Genomic DNA, 4,211 nt, shown 5'->3' with positions numbered 1-4,211 from the left:
CAGCTCCTCCTCGGTGCGGATGCGCAACGCCGCGTCCAGATCCCCGCGCATGACGAGGATGTCGGCAATCTGGCTGCGCGCGATGGCCACGCTGATGGCACGCCCGCTCTCACCCGCCAGCACAGCGGCCTCCTCGAACAGCGCCACCGCCCGGTCAAGCTCCCCTCTGCTCCGCAGCCTCTTGCCAGACTCCAACAGCAAAAAGCCCGCCTCGAACGGATCAACCGCCTCCCCGGCGCCGCGCCGCCTCTCCAGGGCCGCAACGCCGGCGCCGAGCAGCCGGTCGGCCGTCTCGCCCTCGCCGGCCTCCGCGGCGGCCATGGCCGTGTGACTGAGCAGAAGCCACGGCGCCTCGACACCGGCCCGCTCCAAGACCCCGAGCGCCCTCTGGCCAAAGGCGGCGCGCTCCGGCGCCGGGCCGCCTTCCAGCGCCACCATCGCCCTATTGCCGCAGGCGGCGACGATCGCGGCATGACCGGCCGCGCAGGCCAGCCGGGTGAGTTCCAGATCAGCCACTGCCGGCCGGCGGCCATCATCCCCACCCCAGGCGGTGAACAGGGGCTCCACCACCAGAACGGCGAGCGCCGCCTCGCTCGCAGCGCTCAGCGGCTCCAGCCCGGCGCGCGCCAAGCCATTCACCGTCAGCGCCGCAGTCCGCGCGTCGACCAGGTCCTCGAGCACGTCCAGCAGGCCGAGGTCGCGCAGCCGCGCCACCGAGCCGCCAAGCTCCCGGGCGACCGCCTCCGCCACCTCCGCGGGCACGGGCACCTGGAACAGGGTGAGCCCCTGGAGCAGGGCGCGCCCCGCCGGTCCGGCGAGATCGAGCAGGGTGCGCAGCGTCAGGTCCTCCAGGAAATCGCGGATCGCCGGCTCGTCCGGCAGATCGCCGCCTTCCAGCCAAGCCTCCATCTCGCCCAGCGCCGCCTCGGCTCGGGCGACCGGCACCTCGCGGGAGAGCACCAGCTTCAGCCCGATCAGGTCCTGAAGCCCCGGGTTGCCGCGCGCCACCGCGCGGACCCGCGGCAGCAGCGCCACCCGGGCGGCCAGCCCGGCTTCGCCGAGCGCGCCCTCGCGGATCGCCTCGATCTGGCGCCGCTGCAGCTTGTGCTGCGCGGTGTCGGAGAGCGGCGGCAGGGCGATTGGGTGCAGCGTGCCCTCCAGCCCGTCCAGGACGAAGGGAAAGCGGCTGGTCAGCAGAAGGCGGCTGTCGGTGAGGCTGGAGGCGAAGGCGCGCAGCACCATGGCCAGTACCGGGGCATGCCGCGCCTCCACGCGGTGGCGGCCGCCCGCCGGGTCGGCCTCGAGAACCCGCTCCAGGTCGTCGATGATGAGCAGCACCGGCCGCTGCCCCTCCACCGCCTGGGCGCACGGCCCGCTCAGCAGATCGGTCAGGAGCGCCTCCAGGCGCTCCGGGGCCTCACGCACCTCGGGCTTGCGCGCGCACAGGAGGTCACGGGCTGCCGGCACCGCCCTCAGCGCCTGCTCCAGCGCCTCGACCACGGCCAGCGCGCCGTAATGCTCGAAGACCACCGCGATCGCCATGCGGTCCTGGAGACGGTTCGCCAGCCGCGCGGCGAGGCTCGACTTGCCGAGCCGGCCCATGCCGTGGATGAGCACGCCAGTGGCTCCGGACCTGTGGAACTCGCGCAGCGCGGCCTGGATCTGGCGGCGCCGGCCGACGAACATCTCAGGCGCCGCGACCGGCACCTGGTGCTTGGCGTCGAGGAACACCTTGTAGCCGTGGGAGGCGGGCAGCAGCGAGCGCTTACGCGTACCGCCGACCACGGGGCCGCCGCCCTCCGGCCCGAGCCAGAGCCGGGCGAGGTGCCAGTCATGGCGCAGGACCTCCTCCTCCGCCTGGAGGAGCGTCCGGCGCGCGGCGGCCACGGCCAACGTCAGGTCGACCCTCCTGCTCAGGTCGGCGTACAGCCCGCGGGCGAACAGGGTCGCGGCGCGGTCGGCGACCGAGCCGTCCCAGCCGAGGACGGCGGCCAGGCCGGCGTCGATGAGCGCGGTCGCCAGCGAATGCGCCACCTCCCCGCGCGCTTCCGCGCCGTCGCCGCGCTTGGACTCCGGACCGCCGGGGATGGTGGTCCCCTGGTCGGCGGTAGCGGCGCTCAGGCAGGCGGAGAGGAAGACGAAGCGCGGCCGGCTGGCCGCCAGGGCGTCGATGAGGGCCGCGGCGTCGGTCGGCTGGTCGTCGCCTTCCAGGGTCTCCATCATCAGGACGGGCCGCGGTGCGGCCTGCGGATCGCCGGGCGGGCGCCAGCGGTTCAGGCCGTGGCAGGAGAGATGCAGCGCCTGCATCCGCTCCAGGTGGGCGAGGCGGACCCCCAGCTCTTCGGGGTTGCCGCTCTCCTCGACCACGAGGTCGATCCGCTCGGGAGTGACCGCGGCGAGGATGGCGCTTTCCTCGGCCTCGTAGCCGAGTTCCCGCTGGCCACGCGGCGCCGCGGCCATGAAGGCGAGGCCGAGGCGGTGGTCGCTGAGCGGCGGCGGCTTGGCGGCGCTGCCGAGCCGGCGAGCCGGCGCGAACTGGAGGCGCACGTCCCCGGCGAGGAGGCCGTGCTCGCCGGCGAGCAGCTCGAAGGGGGCCCGCAGCAGCGCCCATTCCTCTTCCGACGGCGCGCGCGGCCCGCGCACCTCGAAGACGCAGGGCCGCGGCGCGGCCTCGCAGAGCCGCCCGAGCGCCCGGCTGCCGCCGTCGAGCCAGCGGAAGAGGTCGCGGCCCAGGGCCAGGGCGGCGGCGGCATCGTAGCGCCGGCACAGACGCTCGTAGCGCCCGGCGAAGCCCTTCAGGACCGTGACGGCGGCCTCGTCCAGCGGCCGCCGGCTACCAAAGGACGTCTCTCCCGCCAGGAGTTCAAAGCATAGGTCGTCGATCCAGAGGCCGCAGAATGCCATGAGTGCAGTCCATGATGAAAAACTCTCTCATCATGACGCCGCACCCTCAGCACCGCAATCCACACATCGGACGGAACGCAACCAGACAATCAAAAAGACAGCCGCTCCTTTCGCCCTCTCTTATCTGTGATAATGTCCTTTATCAGCGGTAAATGGAGGACGTGGTCTGAAGCATGAATGAGGTTCCAGACCAATAAGAGCGATCCGCAATGCGAAACGCTTGACACACTCGCTACCGATGCCATTATGGGCGAACCACACTGCGAAACGCACGGAGTAACCCATGGTGCGCATGTTGCCGAAACCAAAACCGTTTTCTCTTGAGGATTGGTATGCCAGCGAGCCTGCCAAGCGAAAACTCGGCCGTATTTGCCAAGCGGTGAATGAGCAGGGCAGAGAAGTCCATTTGCTCGGTTCTGAAGACAGTCCTCTCCTTGTTCTGGCAGACGCGGCCGATTATCCGCCACGGCCGGATGAAATCGAGATTTCGATTGACGAAGCCAAGGCGGACTGGCCGGCGATCACCACGGCAGTGGGGGTTTACGGTACACAGTTCCGACTGCGCGGCAAAAAGGTCGTTCGCGCGGTGCTCTTCAAGCACCCTGATGCGGAACATCCGGCCGAACGCTATCGCCGTTCAACCTCTCCGGAGCTCGATCAGTTGGCTCGGCAAATCGAGGGGATCGCGAAGGAGATCCGCAAACTCGGGCATAAGATGTCGCTGATCCTGAAGGGGCCATACGGAAACCTGAATGATGTGGCGAACAGCCTCACGCGCTCCGCAGACCTGATTGATCGCCGGTTTCGCGAGGCTTGGCGTCTTTCTCAGGGTTATGGCGTCAACTGAATGACACTGCCTCTCTCGCTTTCAAGTTCTATAATGCCGAGCTTGGTCGCCGCCTCCGGCGACCAAGCCGCCGTCCGCTTTCTGGAGTTCTTCACGGCGACCATCCGCAACCCGCACACCCGCCGGGCCTACGCCCGTGCCGTCGGTGATTTCCTGACCTGGTGCGAGGCTGCCGGTGTGCCGTCCCTGGCGGCGGTGCAGCCGCTCCACGTCGCCACCTGGGTCGAGGGGCTGACGCGCGCACACGCGGCGCCGACGGCCAAGCAGCGCCTCGCCGCCGTGCGCCACCTGTTCGACTGGCTGGTCACCGGGCAGGTGGTGCCGGTCAACCCGGCGGCCGCGGTGCGCGGGCCGCGCCACGTGGTGCGCGTTGGCAAAACCCCGGTGCTGGATGCGGCCGAGGCCGGGGGCCGAGTAGCAGCGGAACAGAAAACCTAGGTAAGGCCGCGGCGGATGCGGG

General features: G+C 70.3%; 3 protein-coding genes. 2 read left to right on the top strand and 1 reads right to left on the bottom strand.

Going from position 1 to position 4,211, the window contains the following annotated elements:
• On the bottom strand, nt 1-2,904 hold a 2,904-nt coding region (locus DXK32_RS31675; RefSeq protein WP_114862123.1), incomplete at its 3' end, for a CHAT domain-containing protein.
• Between the two features lie 283 nt (nt 2,905-3,187).
• Here DXK32_RS31675 and DXK32_RS31670 point away from each other — a divergent pair.
• A complete protein-coding gene (locus DXK32_RS31670; RefSeq protein ID WP_162801444.1) occupies nt 3,188-3,751 on the top strand; it encodes a hypothetical protein in 564 nt (187 codons plus the stop codon).
• A gap of 33 nt (nt 3,752-3,784) precedes the next feature.
• Complete coding sequence (locus DXK32_RS31665) at nt 3,785-4,189, top strand: site-specific integrase (RefSeq protein WP_247877440.1); 405 nt, start codon at nt 3,785-3,787, stop codon at nt 4,187-4,189.
• The last annotated feature ends 22 nt before the right edge of the window (nt 4,190-4,211 follow it).

Source organism: Azospirillum brasilense (assembly GCF_003349955.1).
Lineage (GTDB): Bacteria > Pseudomonadota > Alphaproteobacteria > Azospirillales > Azospirillaceae > Azospirillum > Azospirillum brasilense_B.
The sequence above is the reverse complement of the archived record's forward strand: the minus strand, read 5'-3'. Positions and strand labels throughout refer to the sequence as shown.

Bases quoted from the DNA above. Each gene is read 5' to 3' on its own strand.
- DXK32_RS31665 (WP_247877440.1), top strand. From the start codon at position 3,785: ATGCCGAGCTTGGTCGCCGCCTCCGGCGACCAAGCCGCCGTCCGCTTT.
- DXK32_RS31670 (WP_162801444.1), top strand. From the start codon at position 3,188: ATGGTGCGCATGTTGCCGAAACCAAAACCGTTTTCTCTTGAGGATTGG.